The 23,318-nt window shown below is 43.3% G+C and carries 16 protein-coding genes; 4 read left to right on the top strand and 12 right to left on the bottom strand.

Annotated elements, in window-relative coordinates; genetic code table 11:
• Positions 1-16 precede the first annotated feature (16 nt).
• Together JOE49_RS08940 and JOE49_RS08935 are read left to right on the top strand one after the other, a co-directional pair.
• Positions 17-1,120, top strand: a complete 1,104-nt coding sequence (locus tag JOE49_RS08940) for a GerAB/ArcD/ProY family transporter (RefSeq protein ID WP_068941337.1) — start codon at positions 17-19, stop codon at positions 1,118-1,120.
• Positions 1,113-2,306 (top strand): Ger(x)C family spore germination protein, encoded by a 1,194-nt coding sequence (locus JOE49_RS08935; RefSeq protein WP_160788706.1) that lies wholly within the window; start codon positions 1,113-1,115, stop codon positions 2,304-2,306. Before JOE49_RS08940 ends, JOE49_RS08935 begins: the two co-directional genes overlap by 8 nt.
• A 123-nt stretch (positions 2,307-2,429) precedes the next feature.
• On the opposite strand, the gene treR is transcribed toward JOE49_RS08935, so the two are convergent.
• From treR to JOE49_RS08915, 4 genes are all read right to left on the bottom strand, one after another.
• Positions 2,430-3,179, bottom strand: coding sequence for a trehalose operon repressor (gene treR, locus JOE49_RS08930; protein ID WP_209940933.1), 750 nt, complete (start codon positions 3,177-3,179; stop codon positions 2,430-2,432).
• 73 nt (positions 3,180-3,252) lie between these two features.
• Positions 3,253-5,211 (bottom strand): PTS system trehalose-specific EIIBC component, encoded by a 1,959-nt coding sequence (gene treP / locus JOE49_RS08925; protein WP_209940932.1) that lies wholly within the window; start codon positions 5,209-5,211, stop codon positions 3,253-3,255.
• 91 nt (positions 5,212-5,302) lie between these two features.
• On the bottom strand, positions 5,303-7,042 hold the full coding sequence (gene treC / locus JOE49_RS08920) for an alpha,alpha-phosphotrehalase (protein ID WP_209940931.1): 1,740 nt from the start codon (positions 7,040-7,042) through the stop codon (positions 5,303-5,305).
• Between the two features lie 272 nt (positions 7,043-7,314).
• Positions 7,315-7,896 (bottom strand): LysE family transporter, encoded by a 582-nt coding sequence (locus JOE49_RS08915; protein ID WP_023986882.1) that lies wholly within the window; start codon positions 7,894-7,896, stop codon positions 7,315-7,317.
• Positions 7,897-8,009: 113 nt separating this feature from the next.
• Between JOE49_RS08915 and JOE49_RS08910 the strand changes: the two genes are divergently transcribed.
• Complete coding sequence (locus JOE49_RS08910; protein WP_245248360.1) at positions 8,010-8,561, top strand: helix-turn-helix domain-containing protein; 552 nt, start codon at positions 8,010-8,012, stop codon at positions 8,559-8,561.
• A gap of 116 nt (positions 8,562-8,677) precedes the next feature.
• Here the strand turns inward: JOE49_RS08910 and JOE49_RS08905 are convergent, their stop codons facing one another.
• From JOE49_RS08905 to JOE49_RS08885, 5 genes are all read right to left on the bottom strand, one after another.
• Positions 8,678-9,247, bottom strand: coding sequence for a sugar O-acetyltransferase (locus JOE49_RS08905; protein WP_280922029.1), 570 nt, complete (start codon positions 9,245-9,247; stop codon positions 8,678-8,680).
• 13 nt (positions 9,248-9,260) lie between these two features.
• On the bottom strand, positions 9,261-10,475 hold the full coding sequence (locus tag JOE49_RS08900; protein WP_481856233.1) for an MFS transporter: 1,215 nt from the start codon (positions 10,473-10,475) through the stop codon (positions 9,261-9,263).
• 214 nt (positions 10,476-10,689) lie between these two features.
• Positions 10,690-13,068: a glycoside hydrolase family 2 TIM barrel-domain containing protein gene (locus tag JOE49_RS08895; protein WP_209943573.1), complete on the bottom strand. Its 2,379-nt coding sequence runs from the start codon at positions 13,066-13,068 to the stop codon at positions 10,690-10,692.
• An 80-nt stretch (positions 13,069-13,148) separates the two neighbouring features.
• Positions 13,149-13,943 (bottom strand): Nif3-like dinuclear metal center hexameric protein, encoded by a 795-nt coding sequence (locus JOE49_RS08890; protein WP_209940930.1) that lies wholly within the window; start codon positions 13,941-13,943, stop codon positions 13,149-13,151.
• 121 nt (positions 13,944-14,064) lie between these two features.
• Positions 14,065-14,631 carry a 5' nucleotidase, NT5C type gene (locus JOE49_RS08885; RefSeq protein WP_069079794.1) on the bottom strand — a complete coding sequence of 189 codons (567 nt, stop codon included), beginning with the start codon at positions 14,629-14,631 and terminating at the stop codon, positions 14,065-14,067.
• Between the two features lie 479 nt (positions 14,632-15,110).
• Here JOE49_RS08885 and JOE49_RS08880 point away from each other — a divergent pair, with 479 nt between their 5' ends.
• Positions 15,111-16,094, top strand: a complete 984-nt coding sequence (locus JOE49_RS08880) for a glycoside hydrolase family 5 protein (protein ID WP_069079795.1) — start codon at positions 15,111-15,113, stop codon at positions 16,092-16,094.
• A gap of 96 nt (positions 16,095-16,190) precedes the next feature.
• On the opposite strand, the gene JOE49_RS08875 is transcribed toward JOE49_RS08880, so the two are convergent.
• The 3 genes from JOE49_RS08875 to JOE49_RS08865 are packed head-to-tail and all read right to left on the bottom strand — an operon-like array spanning position 16,191 to position 23,205.
• On the bottom strand, positions 16,191-18,548 hold the full coding sequence (locus JOE49_RS08875) for a beta-galactosidase (RefSeq protein ID WP_209940929.1): 2,358 nt from the start codon (positions 18,546-18,548) through the stop codon (positions 16,191-16,193).
• 21 nt (positions 18,549-18,569) lie between these two features.
• Positions 18,570-19,856, bottom strand: coding sequence for a cellulase-like family protein (locus JOE49_RS08870; RefSeq protein ID WP_209940928.1), 1,287 nt, complete (start codon positions 19,854-19,856; stop codon positions 18,570-18,572).
• Positions 19,849-23,205: a DUF5107 domain-containing protein gene (locus tag JOE49_RS08865; RefSeq protein ID WP_209940927.1), complete on the bottom strand. Its 3,357-nt coding sequence runs from the start codon at positions 23,203-23,205 to the stop codon at positions 19,849-19,851. The genes JOE49_RS08870 and JOE49_RS08865 overlap by 8 nt, the downstream gene beginning before the upstream one ends.
• Between the last annotated feature and the right edge of the window lie 113 nt (positions 23,206-23,318).

Genomic DNA, 23,318 nt, shown 5'->3' with positions numbered 1-23,318 from the left:
GGAAGGAGGAAGGATTGTGTTTAGACGTTCTGATGATAAGATTACATCCAAACAGGCGGCAGTATTCCTGACCAATACGGTATTGGGCGCAGGGATTTTGACACTGCCGAGAGGTGTAACTGAAACGGTAAAGACTCCGGATGCATGGCTCTCTGTCCTGCTTGGCGGATGTATTGTCATATTAGTGGTGTTGCTCATGGTAAAATTAAGCCAACAATTTCCCGGAAACACTGTGTATCAATACTCCAGGAGAATCGTCGGTATCATTCCAGGAGGATTTTTAAGTCTATTATTAATCATATACTTTATCATCATCGCTGGCTTTGAGATTCGTGTTTTAGCTGAAGTGACGATTTATTTTTTGCTTGAAGGGACACCCATATGGGCGATTGTGATTCCATTCATCTGGGTGGGAAGTTATCTGGTTTTTGGAGGTATTAATCCCATTGCGCGGTTATACCAGATTGTACTCCCGATCAGTCTCTTCTTTTTACTCATCTGTTTTGTCCTTAGCCTAAGGATCTTTGAAATTGACCATCTTCGTCCTGTATTGAGTAGCGGTATTCTTCCAGTAGTTAAGGGGCTAAAGTCGACTGTCCTTGTTTTCACTGGATGTGAAGTCATCATGACACTGGTCGCTTTCTTGCAGTACCCTGAAAAAGCCATAAAGGCCATGGTAGTGGGAATCAGCATCCCTTGGGTATTATATTTTTTGACAGTAGTTATGGTAGTCGGCGGGTTATCGGTGGACTCTACTATGACAAGTACCTGGCCCACCATTAATTTAATGCGCAGCTTTGAAATCTCCGGATTTCTTTTTGAACGTCTTGAGTTTCCGTTGCTGGTAATCTGGATGATGCAAATGTTTTGTAATTTCTGCAGTTTTTTCTTCAATGCATCCTTAGGTGTCTCACAGGTATTTGGCCTTAAATATCGTTATGCGATTTTTGGCTTAATCCCAATTATCTTTATCTCCACAATGACTCCTGTTCGTATGATGGAAGTGTTTAGCCTAGGCGATGCGATCGGATACATGGGAATCATTTTATTTTTTCTGGTCCCGGTACTTCTCTCCATCGTTTTCATGATCAGGAAGAAGGGAATGAAGCAAAATGTATAGGCAACAAATCCTATCTTTGCTGCTTGCCTTCATTCTCCTGGTAACTCAAGCCGGTTGCTGGAGCAGCAGAGAAATAGAAGAACTAAGCATGTATACAGGACTGGCTCTGGATAAGGGTGAGCCCAGCACAGTGGAAAAGGGCCTGGAAAAGGAAGGCAGCCGTTACTTCAAGAAAAACAAAATTACTGCCACTGTGCAAATCGTCCCCAAAAAGACTTTTGGAAACACGGCAAAACAAGGCGGTGGACAAGGGCCAAACTATATTAATATAGCTGCCACCGGGGATTCTTTACTTGAAATCTTCCGGCAATTATCCCTCCGTCTGGATCGCCCGATTATTGGTCACCATCTAAAGGTCCTGGTGGTTTCCACCAAATTGGCAGAACAACAGACGATGCAGCAATTGATGGATTTTGTGCTTCGTGATAATGATATTCGTCCGAGTTGTTTTGTTTTCTTAAGTAAGGAACGTGCAGCTGATACCTTAGTTACCAAATATAAGGACGAGGTCCCATCCATTCATATTCTGTATATGCTTCGTAATCATTTCAGAACCAGCAAGGTGATGAGGGGAGTCAATTTGTCTGAATTGGATGGGTTGATGCACTCCAAAAAAAGCTATATATTGCAAAACATTTCTGAATCCGATGGGGAATTAGAATTTTCGGGTGCTGGTGTTATTAAAGGAGACACCGGTCACTGGATCGGTAGTTTGGGACAACAAGACGTAGAGAGCATTGCATGGATTAAAGGTGATGTTGAGGGCGGAGCTGTCAAAACGTATGACAAGCGGAATGAAGCTATAACTTATGAGATCAAATCGGTAAAAAGCAAAATAACAGCTAAGGTGACCGAGGGTAACGATATCTCGTTTCACGTAAAAATTGAATCCAAAGGACGTTTAATCGAAAACTGGGATGAGAAAGTGAACCCGACAGAGACACGAAACATGAAAGAGGCTGAGAAAGAATTTGAAAAAGAAGTGACTAGAAGGATTAAGTCTCTTATGCACAAATTACAATCAGAATATAAAGTCGATGTCGCCAGTTTTGGCGAACGTTTAAATATTGAGCAGCCTCAAGTGTGGAAAAAAGTAAAGGATGATTGGGATTACAAATTCAGCAAAATCCCCGTAACCTTCGATATAAAATTATCCATTACGGATTTAGGCTCATCTGCTGAATGAGTATAATCTACTCCAGAGTTCCTCCTAGAGCAAAAAAAGAAACCCTCTCTTCAAAAGACAGGGTTTCTCCACAACAGTGGACTATTCCAACTCATTGCTCTTTCTTATATCTACTCTAATCGGTCAGCTTAAGAAATCAGTTCTTTTCTCTTCACCGTGGGAACGTCTGGCAAAGTCGACAAATTGGAATTTGTCCAACCGATGCCTTGACTCGGTATACTGGAACAAGGTGGTGTCCTCCAGATAAACATAGTTACGTACTACGACCACATGAGTGTAGTTCTGAAGGTCCATCAGCCTACGATCTTCTTCGTCTGCATTTTCTACGGAAACGACTTTTTTGGCATAACTGATTTGAAGATGGAGTTCTCCCTCCAAATATTCGTAGATGGACCCACGACTAATTTCCTCGGTAAGCACAGGTACAATGTCTGATCGAAAGTAATCTTTATCCAGTATGACGCATTCACCCTCAATCTCACGCGCACGAATAACTTTCCAGACCAAATACTTGTCTTTGTTAATCTCAAGATGATTGGCTATGTCATCTGGAACTGGAATTAAATGATTTTCATGTACAATTGTTCGTGATGTACGCCCAATCCGTTCAGACATTTCCTTGAAACTGACCAAGCCTCCTATAGGGAAATCCATCCGTCCCATATCCAGAACAAAAGATCCTTTAGCTTTTATTTTATGGATATACCCATTTTGTGCAAGCAAGTGAAGTGCCTTACGTACGGTTTCGCGAGAAGTGTTATACTCTCGGGCCAGTTCATTTTCAGATGGCATTTTCGTGCCTGGAGCCAATTCGCCTGTCTGGATTCGTCCCGAGTACTCCTGATAAATTTGCAAAAATATATTCTTTGTCAATTTTCATCACCACGTTCATTGTAGCATCCTTTCACTTCCTGTTCACTAAAATAGGCTGTACGATGAATCTGACTTAATTCGTATTGTCTGATGAAGAATTCAAATGAATTCTCATTAAGGTATACTGCAAATCTTCTGCCTCACCTGGCAGTTCCTCAACCGATTCAATCATGCTCTGACCATCCGGGACAATGACTGGTGTAATAATGGGGTATCCCGATTTCTGAATCAGCTCACGGTCAAATTCCATCAATAGTTGTCCTTGCTTTACGGTTTGACCTGTCTCCACATGCATGGTGAATCCTTCCCCCTTCAGGGACACCGTGTTAATTCCCACATGTACCAGAATCTGTACACCTGTCGGATGCTCTAAGATCAAGGCATGCTTGCTTTTCACCATGATGTGAATGACTTGCCCACTGAAAGGGGCAAGAATTTTGCCATCCTTTGGTTCCACTGCTATACCTTGACCCATCTGCCGTTCGGCAAAAGCCGGGTCAGGAACTTGTTCTAACGGTACAACACGTCCTCGTACGGGAGTCCTCACTTCAAGCACATCTAGTGCGGTATTTTGCGGAAGCGAGTCTTTCCTTACGGAATCATTGGCTGGTGCAGCCTGACGGCGCTTAGTTAACAACTTGCCATACATTAAAGTTAAAGCAAACGGCACAATTAACACGATCGCCATCCCGATGAAGAATACACCCCAGTTGTTTGGGAAAATAGACAAGAAGCCTGGAATCCCGCCCACACCAATGGAAGAAGCCATCACATGATTTACGGTGAGCAATATACCTGCAATACCGGAACCGATCATTGCGAATACAAACGGATATTTATACCGGATATTCACTCCGAATATGGCAGGCTCGGTTACACCCAGAAATGCAGACACTGAAGAGGTAAGAGCCAATCCTTTTCCCTTTTGCTCCTTCAATACCAGCATCATTGCCAGTGCTCCGGCACCCTGAGCGATATTGGACAGCGCCAGCATCGGCCAAAGGAATGTTCCACCCTGCGTACCAATTAATTGCACGTCCACCGCCAGGAAAGTATGGTGCATTCCCGTAATCACGAGCAAGGAGTACAAGCCTCCATAAATCAGGCCTCCCACTGCAGGAGCCAAATCGAAAACGTATACAAGACCAGACGTAATAGCATTACCAATCATAAAAGTAACCGGACCGATCACTGTAAAAGCCAGAAATCCCGTTATTAATAATGTAATCGGTGCTACGAGTAACAGCTTAAATGAATCCGCTATCTTCTTATTTAGGAATTTCTCAATGTGGGCGAGCACGTAAGCGGATACTAAAACGGGTAAAACCTGTCCTTGATAACCAATCTTGTTCACTTCCCACCCAAACAAATTCCAAACCGGAACGGTGCCCTTTGTAACCGCATCCGCATAACCGTATGCACTTAGCAGATCCGGATGAACCAGAATCAGACCCAGTACGATCCCGAGTAAAGGACTGCCGCCAAACCTGACAACGGCCGACCATCCAATTAAGGCAGGTAGAAATGTAAATGCGGTGCTGGCAATGGTGTTAATGATAGCAGCAAAGTCGGTCCATTGAGGATAGACCTGAACCAAAGCCATTCCTTCGAAGAAGATTCCCTTACCAGTCAAAATATTATTTATTCCAAGCAATAAGCCTGCAGTCACGATTGCGGGCAAGATAGGGATAAAAATATCTGCCAGCGTCTTGATGGCACGCTGAATTGGATTTTGTTTTTTGCTTGCCGCATTTTTGACATCGTCTTTAGAAGCCCGACTACCTCCTGTAATGGAGATCATTTCGTCATATACCTTATCCACCAGACCTGGGCCAATCACGACCTGATACTGTCCTTGTGAAGAGAATTGGCCTTTGACCAGATCATTTTGTTCAAGTGCATCTTTATCAACCAGCTTATCATCATAAAGGGCAAACCGCAGACGAGTTACGCAATGCGTAGAGGCCTCTATGTTGTCTTTGCCACCAACGGCTTTTATAATGTCTTCTACCTGTGATCTTTCAATCGCCATTTAGCCCACTCCCTTAACGTTCGCTCATTTTAAAGCAGCAACCCCGGTTGTAAAAAGTAGCGTACCCGGGGTGCTACCTGATGTCTCCATACTATTCACTAAGGCTACGAACAATCCACATATAGGAAGCATATGGGGTCAAAGAGATTACTTCTTTTAGCTCCGGGGCGTGCTGGGTATTACCAATTAAGAGCTCAGCCGCATCCAACGCTTGATTTTCTAAACATGAATAAAATGAATTCGGTATACGGAATTGCGTATCCTGTCCGCTAAAATTGGAGATGACGATCAAAGTCTCCTCTTCATTGCTGCGTTGATAGGCATAGACCTGAGGATGAGCTTCGTCCAGGCGTAGATAATTCCCATCGGTAATGACTTGCACCGTCTTACGCAGATGAATTAGCTTACGGTAATGGTGATAGATAGAGTTCGGGTCCTCTAACTGAGTCTGAACATTAATCTGTGGATATCGTTCATCTACCTTAATCCAGGGAGTACCTGAAGTGAAGCCCGCATTGCGAGTACCATCCCACTGCATCGGTGTTCTCGAATTATCACGAGACCGCTCTCGAATGATATTCAATGCTTCTTCTGCACTTTTGCCTTGCTCCTGTAAGATACGATACATATTCAGAGATTCAACATCCCGAAACTCTTCAATGTCTGCCCACTGCGGGTTGGCCATCCCAATCTCTTCACCCTGAAATATATAAGGCGTTCCTTGAAGACCATGTAGCGTGGTTGCCAGCAGCTTAGCGCTTTCCGCTTGGTATTCGCCATCATCCAAAAAGCGAGAGATTGCCCTTGGCTGATCATGATTATTAAAAAACAATGCACTCCAGCCACCGCCCTGTTGCATGCCCGTTTGCCAATCCGAGAATAGCTTTTTCAGCATTTCAAAATCATATGGCATCAATTCCCACTTTTGTCCATTTGGATAATCCACCTTCAAATGATGAAAATTAAAGGTCATGGACAATTCTTTTCTCTCTGGATTGGAATAACGGATACAGTGATCCAGTGAGGTGGAGGACATCTCACCCACAGTGACGCTATTCTGTTTGGCAAATACTTTCTCATGTAACTCATGGATGTATTCATGCACATGTGGACCGTCCGTATAATACTTACGTCCGTCGCCAGGAGCCGTGCTTCTATCATCGTCCGAGAATTGCTGATCCTTGGAAATCAAATTAATGACATCCAGTCGGAAACCACTAACTCCCTTCTCAGCCCAAAATTCCAGCAGATTGACAACTTCTTGACGGACTTTGGGATTTTCCCAGTTTAGATCCGCCTGAGTCTTATCAAACAGTGTCAGGAAATATTGGCCTGTTGCCTCGTCATATTGCCAAGCTGGTCCACCAAATTTGGAAACCCAATTGTTTGGAGGTCCACCATCGGGTGCTGGATCACGCCAGATATAGTAGTCCCTATACTCACTATCCTTAGAAAGCCGTGCCTCCTGGAACCAGGCATGTTCTGTGGAAGAATGGTTAACCACGATGTCGATCATTAGGTACATCCCACGCGCCCGGATTCCCTCGCTCAATTCTTCAAAATCCTGCATTGTTCCATAATCGGGATTAATCTGGCAATAATCGGCTACATCATACCCGTTATCACGTTGTGGTGAGACATATACAGGCTGCAACCAGACAATATCGACACCCAGTTTTTTCAAATAATCCAGCTTTTGCGTCAGTCCTCTTATATCACCGGTTCCTTTGCCCGTTGTATCGTTAAAACTTTTGGGATAAACCTGATAGACCACTGATTTGCGCCACCAGTCCTTATCTTGAGGAATTAAAGTCTTGTTCATTGCTTCCATTCATGCTCATTCCTTTCTTGCGAAATGAAGTAGCGTAAAAAATAATATAACGCTTTCAACATCTTGTATATACAAGATTAAGTCATGTATATACAAGTTGTCAACAGCTTTATCTATTAAGGTAATACCCGTTTTACAGCTAAATGATCAGGAGACTCATCCATTCTGTCCGATTGTATGTTATGACTCGTAGAATAAGCTCAATTCACACGAAAAAAGGCTCCTGCCTATAGTCAGGAACCTTTCTTTTCTATGATGAATAAGGTACTCATTTACATCCATATCGATAGTGCACTATAAAGGAGCAATAAGGACATTATGATATTGAAGGAACGCTCATGCTTATTCAAGAAACGTTGAAACACTGCGCCAAAAATCGCCCAGCTCACTACAGCTACAAAACCAATACAGGTCAGGAGTAATGAAATCGTAATAAGCTCTATATACGATACATCATAAGGCATTACAAACGTTGAAATGACCGTAATACCATACAAAATGATTTTTAAATTGATAAATTGTAGCAACAGTCCTGATTTGAAGGAATATCCCTCATTGTGATCATTATCCTCCGTAGAGGATTTGCTCTTTGCAATTTTCACCGCCAGATAAAGCATATACAGACTGCCGAGAACATTCATCCAGATCTTAACCCGTGGCAAAAAATGATACAAAGCAAGATTAAAATAGCAGGCTAACAGCATAATGGCGAAACAGCCTGCTGTTACTCCCAGCAAGAATGGGAATGCTTTTTTCAAACCCAACCGCCTGGCACTGTCTAAAGACATAATATTGTTGGGACCTGGCGTAAAGCTGCTAACAAGTGCATAAGAAAGGAACGGAATAAACGGCATGCAACAATCAACTCCCGTATGTTATAATTGAATGAAATGTACGTTGAGACGTACATTTGTACTTTATGATTGTACAATATGTTCTTTATAAAGCACAATAGGAGCGAAGAATTATGGAGAATATTAATCTGATTTTAAGTAAAAATTTGAAACATCTAAGAAATGAAAGAAAATTAAGTTTAGATAAATTAGCTGATCTGACGGGGATCAGTAAAACGATGCTCGGTCAGATTGAGCGCGGAGAATCTAATCCCTCGATTACAACCGTATGGAAAATTGCGAACGGCTTGAAAATCTCTTTCACTGCTCTGATTAATGAACCACCTTCAGATGCAGTAGTCGTTCCTAAAAGCAAAGTACAAGTGCTCGAGGAAAATAATCACTATCGGTTGTATCCGTTTTTCCCCTATGAAGGCAGTAGAAATTTTGAGGTCTACACCGTAGAGATTGAAGCAGGCGGAGAACTGAGTTCAGCGCCGCACCGTGAAGGTACAGAAGAATTTATTACGGTATTTGAGGGTGAGATGGTGATAAAAGTCAGTGAGGAAATATACACGGTTAAAGCTGGAGATTCGATCCGCTTTAAAGCAGACCGTCCACACATTTACTATAATCTAGGAGAAACCCTGGTTCGGATGAATATGATTATTTATTACTCTGTATAGTTCAATCTTGAAGACCATAAGTATACAAGTCTTTAAATTAAATGATCCTATTAAAATAAGGAGCGCTTTTAATAGGATCATCGGTACAAATATTAAATAATTTGCCTGTATGCTGTTTAGGAGATTTTAATTTGCTTTATCACTCGTGCTGGATTTCCAGCTACAACCACATGATCTGGAACATCCTTGGTTACTACTGCTCCTGATGCTACTACGACATTATTACCTATCGTAACACCGGGATTAATAACTGCTCTACCGCCAATCCATACATTGTTGCCAATCGTTACAGGTTTCCCATACTCTGGACCAGCGATTCGTTCAAACGGATCTATGGGATGAGTCGCTGTGTAAATATGAACTCCTGGAGCCAGGAAACAATTATCTCCAATGCGCACTTCGCAAACATCCAAAATGGTACAGTCAAAGTTGGCGTAGAAATTTTCCCCAACATGGATATTGTATCCGTAGTCACAGCGTATGTTGGGTTCCATACCTATATTTTCACCAGTTGATCCGAAAAGCTCCTTAAGTAACTTTTCACGGTACTTACGATCCGTCTCTGCCGTCTGATTAAAGAGACGTACACATCTTCTCGCATACTCTCTTTCTTGCGTTAATTGAGGATCAGCAGCTACATAAAGTTCTCCATCCATCATCTTTTGTTTTTCCGTTTTCATAGTCATGGGACAATCCCCTTTATATTTTAATCTGATTTTTTTCTTTCATCCCAATAGGTTGGGCTGCACCCGATATCAAACCAGCAACAATAACGCCAACAAGCACTACAATCAAGGCATGTAGAAGTCCAACATGTTCACCTAAAAACCCTAATCCTGGGGGGCCTACTAAAAAGGCAATGTAACCGATCGTGGCTACGGCTCCAACCCGGATAGCTGCACCACGAGGATCGTCTCCGGCAGCAGATAAGCCCACAGGAAAACCAAGTGAGGCTCCAAGCCCCCATAATACGACGCCCAGTCCGGCCATGAGGTAATGCTGTCCCCAGATCACTAGAATGATACCGATAGCAGCCAGGACAGCACTCCCTTTCAACACAGGGACACGGCCGTATTTATCCAGTATGAATCCACCAGTAAAACGTCCAATGGTCATCGCTGCCACAAATAGTCCATACATATAGGAACCTGTTAAAGAATCCACGCCATAACCATCTACCATCGTTAGCGGCAGCCAGTCATTCGCAGACCCTTCTGCAAACGCCATACCTAACACGATGATACCGATTAGTAAAATCCGTCTTTCTTTCCATACAGCAAGCTGCGCCTTGAGATTAGATCCGACCTTTTGAGTAGGAACTTCTTTCTCTATACCTGTATCGCGGGGCAGAAAACGATAAAAATAGAAAGTTACCGCTGCAATCATGACAGCCATAGCTCCAAAATGGACCACAACAGGTATGTGTAGTGCCGCTGCTCCAGAGCCAATAACCGCACCTACAAGTGTCCCCATACTAAATGAACCGTGAAAAGCGGGCAAAAGCGTTTTTTGCAATTGATTTTCTACCGCAGAACCTTCGACATTAAGAACTACTTCTGCTGTCCCATAGCCACCTCCAAAGATGACCAAACCAGCAAATACGATGCTCGTGAGCGAAAATGCAGTTCCCAACCCTACAATGACAAAACCGATCACAATCAAAATCGCACTTACCAAAATGACCGCCCGTCCACCTATACGAGAAATCATATTGCCTGCACTAAGTAGTCCCACTAAAGAACCTGCGGCTAATCCAAAAATAATGATTCCCATTTCGGCAGTCGAGACATGTAAAATATCCCGTATAATAGGCGTTCGAGACACCCAGGAAGCAAAAGCTACACCCGGTAAAGCGAACAACAAAAACAAAATATTACGAATTACCCGAGGATTCATGGATGATTCTACTGGCATTTACATATCTCCTTATCACCACTTTTTATTAATCTTTTAATAAGATATATTATAATTAGTCATTCTATTCGTATCCAAACTATTTGTCAAAAAGAGAATTATAGTCATAGATCGCTATTGACCGTCAGTTGTAAACATATTAAAAAGGGCCTGAGCAGGTAGGGCATAAGCATTCACCACCTGTTCAGACCTTATTAGTTAAACCATACAAGCTCTATACTGAATCAGCCTTGAATTGTCTTTTGGATTCTTCTTCTATTTTCAGTCTGGTTTCTCCCAGCAACCCTCCATCTGCTGACGCCTGAAGCAACAACTCACCAGCCACATAACCGGATTGTATAACAACGAGACACCTTCCCCTGTGTGTTCGTCTCTCATTCCCCTTGAAGGATTCATCGCTGGTGAGATCACCATTGTCTATTCCAAGGATACGACCATCTCCCTGCAGTTTAAAGATTACATCAAAATCCTGGTTAGGTACGATGATCCCGTTTGGGTCTATGACGGTTACTTCCACATGAGATATCTCATGCCCATCAGCAGGTAGAACCGTCCGATCGGCCTCCAACTTTAGAGCATAAGGAGCCCCGGCAGTGGTCAGTTCATGCTCACAAACCTTCTCGTTTCCATTGCGACCCACAGCCCGGATTTTGCCCGGTGTATAGGGAAGCTCCCATAGGATTAAATGATTAGGGTAATCCACTAGCTTCCTCTCACCGTATGATTCATCATTCACGATCAATTCCACACTCTCACAATTAGTGAAAGTAACCAACCGTATCAATTTTCCACCGTATTCAGGAAATGTCCAGTGATCTTCCATAGCCGGAGATTTCCAGTGCATCGTCCATGTCGGATTAAATTCCGATTTCATATGTTCGTTAAATGCGGCTATGTGCACAATAGGCTGATCAGACCATAAACTTTGTTGGAGATAAGATACTGGTTTGCGGAATCCGCAAGTATCAATCAGACCCGAAGACCACCCTTTGGAGGGATAGCTCGTTTCTCCCAAATAGTCAATTCCACTCCAAACAAATTGACCGATCACATAATCATGATTAGCGACATCAAACCAGGGATTCATAGGCAAATAACCTTTAACCCGGTTATCCTTACCCCGATAGTACGGGAACGTCTCGGTTCCAAGGATAAGCGTATCCGGCATGGCCGCTCTATAGTGCTCATACCACTGCTCCTGATAGTTTAACCCTAGAACATCCACTCGTTGTGCCAGCTGTTTGGTATGCTCCACTTTGGCCTCAATCGAACCCTCACGCAAGCTGATCGATGTATTATGCGGCTCAAGCGCACATGTAACTGGTCGGGTTGGGTCTTTTTCATGGCAGAAACCCACGAGCTGCTCCAACATTTTGAGCATGGATGGCTGACCTTGGTTTTCCACTTCATTCCCAACGCTCCACATGAAAACACTGGGATGGTTCCTGTCCCTGAGCAACATTGCTTCCAGATCTTTTTCCCACCACTCATCATACAAATGCTCATAGAAAAGAGACTTCCATTTGTCAAAAGCTTCATCAACCACCAAGAACCCCATCTGATCACATAAATCTAATAATTCGGGCGCCATCGGGTTATGAGCAAAACGAATTGAGTTACAGCCCATTTCTTTCAGCCTCTGCAGCCTTCTCTTCATGGCTGTATCATGGTAAGCAGCCCCCAGACAGCCTAAATCATGGTGAATGCACACTCCCTTTAGCTTTAAGTTGCTTCCGTTCAGCAATAAACCTTTTTGTGTATCCAGCTTCATTTCTCTTATACCAAAAGGGGTGCAATAACGATCCACCTCTGTATTGTCGCAATAGATCGTCGTCTGAGCTTCGTAGAGCAGTGGGTTGTCCGGTGACCATAGTTCTGGCTCTAAAACTCGCGCTTTTTGCTCTATTTCCCCCGTTTCACAGCCCGAAAGAGTTACTCGGTTTTCCACTTTTCCTTTGATCTGTCCCTGTGGGTCCAGCATTTCAGTCATAATCGTACACTCTACGGCATGCGCGTGATGATTAGTGACCTGGATTCTGGCAGTCACCTTGGCTTCATCTGGCGAAATTTCAGGTGTGGTAATGTAAGTCCCCCATTCGGTTATATGAATATAATCCGTACAAATCAGCCAAACATTACGATAAATACCGGCCCCCGAATACCATCTGTCAGGTGAAAGAATCGTATTGTCCACTTTGACGGCAAGCACATTCTCCTCATCCCACCGAATATATGGAGTCAAATCATATTGAAAGCTAACATATCCATAGGGTCGCTTGCCCACAAAATGCCCATTGATCCAAACCTCACTGTTACTGTGAATGCCATCAAATTGTATGTATACACGCTGTTTTGGAGAGGAGGGCTTCACATTAAAATGCTTTCTGTACCATCCCACAGACCATCTCGGCAAATAAGCTTGATTGCCACCATACAGCATATGTGGATCAAAGGACTTTTCAATGCTCCAATCATGAGGGACTTGAAGGAGCCGCCAATGCTCATCGTTGTAGTCCATTTTCTCAGCACCTGCATAATTACCTTCTATAAACTTCCAGTCTCTTTTGAACGGCATAATCACTCTACTTCCCATCATCTTGCCTCCATTTCATAAAGTGGATGAACGGATATAACAAACAGTGGGGGATGACCATCACAAAAGACGTGTTCTCATTACAATATTTGAAACACCGGGCGATCTTCTATAAAGTGTACGGGGAGCATTGGAAATTGGGCGGAAAGTACATCTGCGAGATACTTCATCCCAGGTGCTTCACTTTCAGCATGTCCCAGCATGATAAGTGCTTTACTTTGCCCTTGATAGACAGCATCTTTAACATATTCTGGTGTTTCCCATTCTGGGCCCTCACCGGCAATGACTAAATCCACATTTTCATTTAGAAATAATGGAATGGCTAGTTCACCACCTCCCCTGTATCCTACTGAGATTCCCACTCGTTCACATGGCATGGAAACCTCACCAGCCACCCGTACATAACGAATATGTAGTTTGGCTTTGATATATTCAGCGATCTCCTTAACCTCCATAGCCGGAATAGTCAAAATGGCGGCCGTCGGCTGTTGTTTCACAATGTAGTTGTGCCAGCCAAGCGCCTGAAGAAGCCCAACCATCACTCCATCCGGTTGATAACGATGTATGGCGTCATGAAACCGATAAATGCCTATACCTGCATCGGCAATGAGGCGAGATTTTTGCAAAAAAACAGGATCATATAGTAAACATTCATGCATTCTCTGATGACTATAAAAGATGCCTTCATGCGTAATGATAAAATTTGCACCTAGAGAAATAGCTTGTTCTATCACATACTGCGAAGCTGAGAAAGCGGTTACAATTCCTTGCACCTCAGTATCTATATATCCTGGGTCCAGTAGATCTACGGTGGTGTTGGGTATGCTTATTCCCTTGGTCAGATGATTCACAATCTGACCCATAGTCATGGTCATACACGTTCCCTCCTCATGGATAATGCATATCAATTGTACCATTTTATTTCAATCATAAGTGCTATTCTTTCTAGCAAAATAGCCAGTTCCAAAGGAGCCAGCTGTTTTACGAATGGTTCTATTATTTATACAGAACTCCTAAAATGGAGTCGATTCGTTCTTTTGCTCCTTGCCAGGATGTCATGACGGGGAACTCATATTGCTCTCTTACTCTCAGATTCCATGGATGAGGAATGCAAAGCACCTTTTTCCCCTCCTCTAGCGCAGGCACTAAATTATGAGGACCATCATCAATCAGGAGATCATAGTTAATCAGGTTCTTTCGTTTACATGGGAAAAAGTTCTCAATCGGAATGAATGGCATATGTCTTTGAAGCCAGTTCCATTTCTCTACGACGGTCTTGGGTTCTGCCGCTGTCACAATAATGACATCAAAAGCATTGCAAAGCTTCTCCATCTCTTCTACAACATACTCGTCATACAGTTCAAGTTCCTCAAACAAACCCGGTCGCCCATAAAATACATCATGCGTGCTCTTGGGATGACGTAGATGATCAGTATTCCAATCTAACATTTCTTCATACCGAAGCGGATGAGTGGGAAATTCACTATTGTTATGGTATATGGCTCGTTTGACGAGATGACAGATGGTATCGTCCATATCGACTGCAATGATTGGTTTTCTCATCAGCTTGCCCCTATTCACTCTGGTAAAATTTTTCACAAGAATATCATACTATAATTTAATATCGCGGTGAAGCTTAGGTATTGCTGGCCGATTACATCTCGCCTTTATTCAAGATAATTAGCCAAGTACAACGTTAGGTTTATCTACATAAATCAGATATATTAAAGCAAAAAAGTTATGTTAGTTTTATTAAAATAAAATAAACTAAATTTCAAACAAATATAAGCAATAAATACAATGATACCATAGAAAATCTCACTTGAATAATAAATCTATGTGTTTATGATTAGAAAACACAAAAAATAACTAAAAAAATCAATTGAATAACAAAAATTCAAATGATAGAATAACAAAAAATAACTTTTCTCCAAATTGAAAACGCTTAATTTGTGTTTAACTTACTGCTATTTACACACTTACATACCTACTTCATCTCTGTATAGCAGGAAGTTGAATAATATATTTAGGGAGGAATAAAAATGAAGGTATTGTTAAGAAAAGCATTATTGTCTGGACTGGTCGGCTTGCTCATCATGATTGGTTTAGGAGGAGTTTTCTCCAAGGTAGAAGCTGCTTCAGGATTTTATGTAAGCGGTACCAAATTGTATGATTCTACAGGCAAGCCATTTGTTATGAGAGGCGTCAATCATGCTCACACATGGTACAAAAATGATCTTTATACAGCTATCCCGGCAATTGCCCAGACAGGTGCTAATACCGTCCGAATTGTCCTTTCTAACGGAAACCAGTACACCAAGGATGACATTAATTCCGTGAAAAATATTATCTCTCTAGTCACGAGTTACAAAATGATTGCTGTGCTTGAAGTTCATGACGCTACAGGCAAAGACGACTATGCGTCTTTGGATGCAGCTGTGAACTACTGGATTAGCATAAAGGATGCTCTGATCGGCAAGGAAGACCGGGTTATCGTAAACATTGCGAACGAATGGTATGGTTCTTGGAATGGAAGTGGTTGGGCTGATGGATACAAGCAAGCGATTCCCAAGTTGAGAAACGCAGGTATCAAAAATACGCTCATCGTCGATTGTGCCGGATGGGGACAATATCCTCAGTCTATCAATGACTTTGGTAAATCTGTATTTGCAGCTGATTCTTTGAAGAATACGGTATTCTCCATCCATATGTATGAGTTCGCGGGTAAAGATGTTCAAACTGTTCGAACCAATATTGATAACGTTCTGAATCAAGGACTTCCTCTGATTATTGGTGAATTTGGCGGTTACCACCAGGGAGCAGACGTCGACGAGACAGAAATCATGAGATATGGCCAATCCAAAGGAGTAGGCTGGTTAGCCTGGTCCTGGTATGGTAATAGTTCCAACCTTTCCTACCTTGATCTTGTAACAGGACCTAATGGCAATCTGACGGATTGGGGAAAAACTGTAGTTAACGGAAGCAACGGCATCAAACAAACATCGAAAAAAGCCGGTATCTACTAAAAACACATTAAGAAAATAAAAAATACTCATGTATTCACTGGCCCCTTACTTTATGTGAAATTAGTCTGGAAAGGAATCACCATGTAACCTTCTGGGTTATATGGTGATTTTGATTTCATATACAGGCACAAGGCTAACCGAACCGATATCTACAATACTTTCCTTTGTCGTCTCTTTCCAGCCAGCCATGGTCGTACTGCTATTGAGAACCTTACCTTTTCGAATGGAAGAAACATATACGTACAACCCTTGCTCGATGAGCCGATGCTCAAATGCTTTCAAACCTATTTCCCAGGTCGTATGGTTGCAGAAATTATCGTTGATCAGTTCGCCATCAATAAAAGCATAACCGATATCTCCAGTATAATGGATACGCAGCAGAGCTTCCTTGATTCCGTGAAAGGCATCTAATTCGAAATCAAGGGTAAATTTATCGTTATTTATCCTTTTCAAATTGAAATGAATTTCTTTCTTAGGAGCCTTTAAACGATATGTTTTGAATACATTGTTTTCTGTTATTTCAAGCAGTTCTCCACCGGAAATCGATGTGAATGAGGCGTCAAAATCCGGGAATACACTCAGGGTTACCATTTCTTGGTCCGTTGATTCCAGCCTTAGATCGCCCTCAGATACAAGTACATTGGCATTTGTCAAAATGACTCTGTCCCGGCCTTGCATGTTTACCTTCCAAAATGTAAGACTTTGCTCATCAGTCATCGTATAGATGGCAACTTTTTGACCACTTTCAGATACCAGATGGATGAGACTATCCTCCTCTTCAGCAACCTTAATGATCGTGTTCCCATCCAATTGCTCTATCGAACCTTTGTCGATTGTGGCACTGATTATATCTTTTGACTCCATTACATACCTTCCTTGCATGCCCTCTGGTACAAAGAAAAAATAATATGCTTCTCCATCCTCTTCTATCCTTGTTATCAGCTGTGCCGTAGCATATTTGAGTTTCATTCCATCTAAATTGAAGTTAAATGGCAATATGGCAAAACTATCACGTCCTAACGTCAGTTCACCTTGGCCAGGGATTACAATTGTTTCCTCGGGTAGCTCAATACTCACATTAAAATCGCACAGGTCGTAATTTTCGACATGGTCTTGAAAATTATTTAGAAACAGGTAACCCGATCCGGCACTGGATCGCACTGCATATCGTAACGTATCCACATCATAAGGGTCCATCTGGGACGTATCCCCTGGCAGAATTGTCTTTGTTAGTGAGAATTGCTTTTGGAACGTTGAAAAAAAGTAATGCTGCAGCTTTGTTCTTTGGTATGATTCCCTTACTTGGCCGAATTCGCCGATCATAGCGTTGAAATCATAGGATATTTTAGGAGTGGCTAGATCATTTGTGAACGGGTTAACCTTACCTCGAGGATTGGAACCCCCATGATACATGTAGTATCCGATCAGGTTACAGCCTTCTGCAACCTTCATGACAGTCATCGCTGGAACACTGCGGTAGGGAAATGCGAATCGATATTTATAAAACTGAACCATGCCGCCACCCATTTCACAGCAAGCGTACGGATAGTCTTCAGGCGCGTATTGAGGCTCAAAATTGTAGCTCTTTGGAATCTTGTTATTATGCTTGTCTCGGAAAATGTATTCCGGTGTCGCAGGATGTTCGTTCATCCCCTCCAACCGTCCCTCTTCGTAGTAGATCCATGGCCAATAGGCATACCCGCCCCATAATGGCAGCATATCAGGTACAGGAGTTGTCGCTCCTCCCCATCCTGTGCACGTATAGATCGGAGTATCAATCCCTGCTTCCAGAGCTATTTCTTTAAGTTTTAACATATGCGAGTTACCGTCACTTCCGCTGTTTAACCACATATCATTAATTCCTACAGTCAAGGCCCACTGGGCAGATGAATGATTATGCTCGTTTTCGATTTGGGTGCCGATAATTGGCCCCCCCTCCTTATATAACAACCCTTTAACCTGGGTACCGATTTCGTTATACATTCTTCTTGCATAGAACAGATACCCCTCATCATTAGAACGAACCTCAAATGGTCGACCGAATAACCAATCCGGCATACCGCCGTTTCGAATTTCCCCATGATCAAAGGGTCCGATCCGAATCATGGAGTATACCTGATGCTTGCCGCACAACTCGATGAAACGACGAAGATTTTTGTTCCCACTCCAATCAAAAATACCTTCAACTTCTTCATGTAGGTTCCAAAAAATATAAGTGGCAATGATGTTTACGCCGCCCATTTTTATTTTAATAATTTCGTCTTCCCAATAGCGTTCATCATAACGGGCATAATGGAATTCACCACAAATACCAAAAAAGGGCTCTCCGTCCTTCTCCATAAAATAGTTGGTGAATCCGATTTCCTCTCCTTTGGGATTGGTGCCGCCAAGTTTGATATGTCCTTTAACAATATGCTTTTGATCGTCTTTGACTGTAACTCGATAGTTTCTCATGGAGTTCACTCCCCTCACTCGTTAATCTGAATTCAAGATAAATTGATTCCATTTGCGCTGCCAAGCGATATCATTCCAGAATGGATGATGGGGAGCACAGTTAGAGCAGAGGGTCATTCCCCAGAACCCAAGTGCCATTCCTTTTCGCAACACATATTCAGCGATAAATTTGCCGACTGGGCCTTCTTCAAATTGGGCATACAGCGGCGTGTAGCCTACATAACCTTCTCCTATGACTATTGGAATACCGGAATGACGAGTCCATTCATGAATTTCTTCTAAACGGGTGTCGGCCTTCTGCAACATGGCAATTTTATGGTCTCCATACCGATCGTACAAAAATAAATCCCATTGGTCGGGATCTACCCAGTCGTGTAAATAAATAAGCCTCATGCCGACTGGATTGCCTTCCATCCGCCAATTCTGCTCCGGAGGCAGGGTCCACTTTGCAAATGGAGGAGCATCTTCTCTTAATAGGGATTGTACGAATGGATTGGGGAACGGCGCCAACTCATCATAAAGCCCTGCCGCTTCCATAAGCTCATTGAGCACCCCTTTAATATAAAGGTGAAAATGGGCAACCTGCATATTGCGCGCGACGTAAGCTTTAGGGTAGGCTTCATTTAACGTATAACTGGCGGTCATCATGATATCGAGATGACATTGGCGGAGATATTCTATCGCTTCTTCTACATAGGGCTGCATGGCTTCAATAAGCGCTGGTACATTCGTTTCGGCTATGCCTTCAGACGTCCCAACAGCGTTTAACTGCCCAAATTCCACTTCGTTATGCAACTCTGTATAGATGATCTGGTTCCTATAGCCTTCTGCTGTGACGAAACGGATCAACTGATCCATTGATTTTGCAATGGCCATGAATCTCTCCTTAGGAGGTATTGCAGCTAATTCATCTCTAAGCTCAGCATGAGCCAGAAAGCTGGGACTCTGCTGATATTCCCAAGAGGATAACATAATGTAACAGTTATGAGCCTTTGCTTGTTTAAACAGTTCAAGTAAATGAGCATGCCCGTCCAGCACTGCGCCGCCACGACAGTTATACCAACGCGTACGCTGACCTACTTCCCCAAGGTTAGCAAACTCCAAGGGTCCAGAACGTTTGCCATCCGCTGTAAACAACATGAATGGCATAGCACATATTCGGATCGTATTGTAGCCTCTTTCGACCGCTTCTTTAAAACGGGCTTCAAGATCGCTGTAGGGCTCACCTTCCTGCGTCATTGTATACCAAGAAAAGTCCCACATGGTGATCGTCAATTTGCGCGGTACATTTCTCATGAGATTACTCATTTGATTTCCCCTCCCAGCTCCAGTCCATATGGTTCAATGCTCCTTGATGATTAGCTTCCAGCTTAAGCACCGATTCAAAATGCAAGATAGCTTCGTCCTGTCGTCCTAATCCAAGTAAACCAAGTGCTTTCATATAAGTACAATGAACCTGATTACGAATATTCAGGTCATCTTCAAAGATGAGAAAGTCGGGTAACGAGACCGCGAAGTAATCCATTTTCACGGGTTCAAACAAGTGCCTTTCGGCGTAATCAATGAGCTTGTTGAATCGACGCTTTCCTTCCTTCGCATAACCAAGTTTCTGCCAGGCCAAACCTTGGTAAAATATCATATCTGGCTGTTGATCGTTATAATACATGGCGTTAATGGGTTCCCCCAGTCCTTGAGAGGCCGTGGAAAAAGCCTGCCTTGCCTCATCTGTTAATTTCAATAGCTCATACGCACAGCCCAAATAATAGTAGATATCGTTATCTTGGGAACCCTCTAGCTTACCTTCGCCAAGATTCTCTGGATACACTAAAGCCTCCCGCAGCCCTTTTACAGCCTGCTCAATCTGCCCAGACCTCAGGTCGGACTTCGCAAGCTCTACCTTGGCAAGCCTATACTGTCCAGTTACCTTCCCCTCTCCGCCTTCCCATGGATGAAATATTCTCCCGGTCAGCAAGGACAACGCTATTTTATGCCGCTTCATCGTATTGTGAACGGTTACATATTCCAAAAACAGATCATCGCGAAGCTTTATGATTCCCGGATAACTCTCCATTAGGTTCAATCTGTCGTTGGGCTTGATGTTCAGCTTCTTATACAGCTGGTCAAGCTCATAAAGAACACGTGCGTCTGAAGTATTGCACGCAAAGGCCTGCTCTAACGAATGGCGAGCCTTCTTTACTTGGCCTTGTTTGTTAAAATATCCAAGAGCAAGATTACGGTGAACAACGGGGTAAGTATCGTCAATGGAACGAGACGTTTCCCAGCTGGAAATGGCATCCCAATGCCGTTTCTTATCATAGAGTAAATTACCTAAGTAATAATGCGCCTTTCCATCCCCCGGTCTCGTTCGAATTGCAAATTGTAACACATCCAACTCAAACAGACTGTTAGGAAAGCAGTAGTCTGGAACTGCAACTGCGGCCTGCGCGAGAGCATTATTCGCCTGCTCATGCTTGCCGATTTTAGCATAGCAGAAGGCCTGAACGTAATACAGCATAGGGTATGTTTTCGCCTGCTCTGGAGCTTCTTCCAGCACACATACTGCATCCTCATAGAGTCCCGCCGCCGCATAGTCCGATGCTACCGCTATATAATTATGCACATCTCCACGCATCCATTTTTGCAGCTCTTCGAAGACCGTTTTAGCATCATCTCGTAACCCGAGAGCCTCTAATGATAATGCTTGCTCACGGTAAGCTCCAAAATCGGCGATATCGAGCTTAATTGTTTCCTTGGAATAGGCTATTGCCGCTTCGTAGCTGCCAAGCTTACGAAGAATAGCCGACTTCAGGTTGCGTGCTTTGTAGTTGCGAGCATTTCGGATTATCGAGCGCTCCACGAGTTCCAACGCTTCTTCATAGTTCCCTTTTTCTGTCGCAATCTGTGCCAGTGAGAAGTACCCGCTGTCTTGCCATGCCGCACTCCATACTGATTTATAAAATGCAGCAAACGCCTCATCCATCCGCTCTTGGTGTTTTAGCGACAAACCAAGCTGGTAGTAGGCCTCACCATCATAGGGATTAGAGTTACGCCAGGTTACCCGCGAGATAGCTTTACGAAAGCACTCTTCACTTTCTGAATACAATCCTCTACGAAGAAGCAACGTACCATATGCCACATTTATGCGGCTATCATTTTTATCTCTTTTCAGGCCCTCAAGATAATACGCCTCGGGTTCAAAGGTAGCATGACGGTATTGCTCCAAGTGTTGTCCTGCTAAATACAATTCTTCGTTCGTTCTTAATTCCTCCGGTTCTGGCAGGGGGGCGGCAGCAGCCGGCATCTGTTCAACTTCCTTTTTCTTCGGCTGATAGCTAATCAACTCCCTTCCGGTCGCGTCTTTGACGGTTAAGCATAGTTCATAATCCTCATCCTCAGCCAAAATAACTGTCTTCTGCATAAAGGCCTTATTAGGTGTCAGATCTAAGGTTTCTTGGATATAAACTTTCCGCTGACTACTTAATTTCACAACAGCGTCACGAAATGACGAAGTTACATAGACTCCAATCTGTGCTGTCCCTTCGCTGCGATTTAATTCCAAATTAACGGCTGCGTCAATTGAAGCGTTTTTGACAATACCAATATGTTTGTAAGGCATAAAATACTGCGAGAACGATTTTTCTTCATACGGCTGAAGCCAAGTGAAATCTGGTTGGTTATCGGTATATACCCCCGTCATCAACTCGATGTAGGGGCCGTCTTCGTCTGTTAGATTCCGGTCCCATGCTTGGCCGAATTCGCCATTTCCCCATGTCCATTGCTTTTTTCCGGGAGAGATGTGATGGTTAGCCACATGCAAAAGCCCCGCTTGTTTCATATGGTCGTAACCACCTATGAAATTGTAATCCGATTTATAGGCCATATATGAGGTGGGGACAGGAATATTTTTGTATCGGGAGATATCTACGCCTTCAGAATAATCCATTTTATAATAAGTGCCTGTAGCGATCGGGAAACGGGATACATCTCGCTTTCCATGGTCGAACACGGCTGATACGTCTGGAGGAAAAACAGATTGTGTGTGCTCATGTACCGCTACGGCTGGATTGGCCCACCATAGAAACGTTTGAGGCTCGACAGTCCGGTTGTATAGCTGGGCCCCAACTTTAAGGTATGCTTTATCCGGTTGGAGTGTAAATCCAGCTGTTACTTTCGTGCCGAACATGCGATCAATTTCGCTCACCCATACCGTTGCGCTTCCGTCCTCATGTTCTTCCAACTTGTATTCAACGGGTCCGTAAGTGTTGGGACGGTGATGCTGAGGCCAGTTGAACTCAATGCCTCCAGATATCCACGGCCCCAATAAGCCCACAAGCGCTGGTTTGATGACCCTGTTATAATAAACAAAATCGTAACCGTTGGTCTTGTCGACCGCACGATAAATGCGGCCTCCCAGCTCTGGCATGATCTCAATGCGCAAGTATTTATTTTCCAGAAAAACAATTTGGTAATTTTCAAGTTTCTTCTCATCCTCAATTTTATCAATTACCGGATGCGGGTACACTCGACCGGAACTTCCCTGGTAGACACGTTTCTCCAGAAACATTGGATTTTTGTCGGGTTTGCCAATTCCATACGTGGGGATCTGCACGGTTTCCTCCCACACGCGTGCCTTAGCGTCGAAGATGCTCAATTCCATCACTCCCTCATAGTCGCTCTTATATTCAGAGCTTACAAGTAAGTGACAGTACAGACAATTGACAATCCACTGTTTATGATGGACTATATACGTATTTCATCATTAGAGCCGCC

Source organism: Paenibacillus sp. PvR133, assembly GCF_017833155.1.
Classification (GTDB): Bacteria; Bacillota; Bacilli; order Paenibacillales; family Paenibacillaceae; genus Paenibacillus; species Paenibacillus polymyxa_B.
The sequence above is the reverse complement of the archived record's forward strand: the minus strand, read 5'-3'. Positions and strand labels throughout refer to the sequence as shown.

Coding starts and splice junctions, on each gene's coding strand:
- JOE49_RS08935 (WP_160788706.1), top strand. CDS start 1,113: ATGTATAGGCAACAAATCCTATCTTTGCTGCTTGCCTTCATTCTCCTG.
- treP (WP_209940932.1), bottom strand. CDS start 5,211: ATGGCGATTGAAAGATCACAGGTAGAAGACATTATAAAAGCCGTTGGT.
- treC (WP_209940931.1), bottom strand. CDS start 7,042: ATGGAAGCAATGAACAAGACTTTAATTCCTCAAGATAAGGACTGGTGG.
- JOE49_RS08915 (WP_023986882.1), bottom strand. CDS start 7,896: ATGCCGTTTATTCCGTTCCTTTCTTATGCACTTGTTAGCAGCTTTACG.
- JOE49_RS08910 (WP_245248360.1), top strand. CDS start 8,010: ATGGAGAATATTAATCTGATTTTAAGTAAAAATTTGAAACATCTAAGA.
- JOE49_RS08905 (WP_280922029.1), bottom strand. CDS start 9,247: ATGACTATGAAAACGGAAAAACAAAAGATGATGGATGGAGAACTTTAT.
- JOE49_RS08900 (WP_481856233.1), bottom strand. CDS start 10,475: ATGCCAGTAGAATCATCCATGAATCCTCGGGTAATTCGTAATATTTTG.
- JOE49_RS08895 (WP_209943573.1), bottom strand. CDS start 13,068: ATGGGAAGTAGAGTGATTATGCCGTTCAAAAGAGACTGGAAGTTTATA.
- JOE49_RS08890 (WP_209940930.1), bottom strand. CDS start 13,943: ATGACCATGACTATGGGTCAGATTGTGAATCATCTGACCAAGGGAATA.
- JOE49_RS08885 (WP_069079794.1), bottom strand. CDS start 14,631: ATGAGAAAACCAATCATTGCAGTCGATATGGACGATACCATCTGTCAT.
- JOE49_RS08880 (WP_069079795.1), top strand. CDS start 15,111: ATGAAGGTATTGTTAAGAAAAGCATTATTGTCTGGACTGGTCGGCTTG.
- JOE49_RS08875 (WP_209940929.1), bottom strand. CDS start 18,548: ATGAGAAACTATCGAGTTACAGTCAAAGACGATCAAAAGCATATTGTT.
- JOE49_RS08870 (WP_209940928.1), bottom strand. CDS start 19,856: ATGAGTAATCTCATGAGAAATGTACCGCGCAAATTGACGATCACCATG.
- JOE49_RS08865 (WP_209940927.1), bottom strand. CDS start 23,205: ATGGAATTGAGCATCTTCGACGCTAAGGCACGCGTGTGGGAGGAAACC.